Raw genomic sequence first — 753 nt, 5'->3', positions numbered from 1 at the left:
CTGGACACGGATTTTTACGAAAGCGAAGACCCGATCTGGAACCCGGCGCTGTTGACCATTCCGGTGCCGGGTATCCGCCGCATGGTGAACCTGGCTGCAGACCTGGACGATGTGATTCATCTGTCCATCGGCCAGCCCGACTTCAAACCGCCGGAGCACGTGATTCAGGCCGGGGTGGATGCGCTCTACGCTGGCCAGACCGGTTACACCATGGACGCCGGCCTGCCGGAGCTGCTGGAATCGCTGGCGGAGTACTACAGCAAACGCTATCAACGCACCCTGGTGCCGGAAAACTTCATGGTGACCACGGGCGCCACCGAAGCCCTGTATCTGGCGTTGACGGCCACCTCGGCCCCCGGCCGGGAATTCATCGTGCCGGACCCGTCTTTCATGCTCTACGGTCCACTGATCCGCATGAACGGTGGCATCGTGCGCAACATTGCCACCCGCGCCGAGAACAACCATCAGCTGGATCCCCAGGAAGTGATTGACGCCATGGGGCCCAATACCTTCGCGGTGATTCTCAACTCCCCCAGCAATCCCACCGGCACCATCTACCCACGAGAAACCATCGAAGCCATTGTCGAAGAAGCGGCCTATCGCGGCATCCATGTGATCAGCGACGAGGTCTATGACCACCTGATCTACGACGGAAAGCATTACCCCAGCGTCCTGTCCAGCTGCCCGGACCTGGACCACGTCATGGTGATCAGCAGTTTCTCGAAAACCTTTTCCATGGCCGGTATGCGTGTC

The 753-nt window shown here is 60.0% G+C and carries 1 protein-coding gene; it reads left to right on the top strand.

Annotated elements, in window-relative coordinates:
- On the top strand, positions 1-753 hold a 753-nt coding region (locus A3730_RS03865), incomplete at both ends, for a pyridoxal phosphate-dependent aminotransferase (RefSeq protein ID WP_231883836.1).

The sequence above is a fragment of the Alcanivorax sp. HI0044 genome (assembly GCF_001634945.1).
This window is presented reverse-complemented; position numbering and strand designations above follow the sequence as displayed.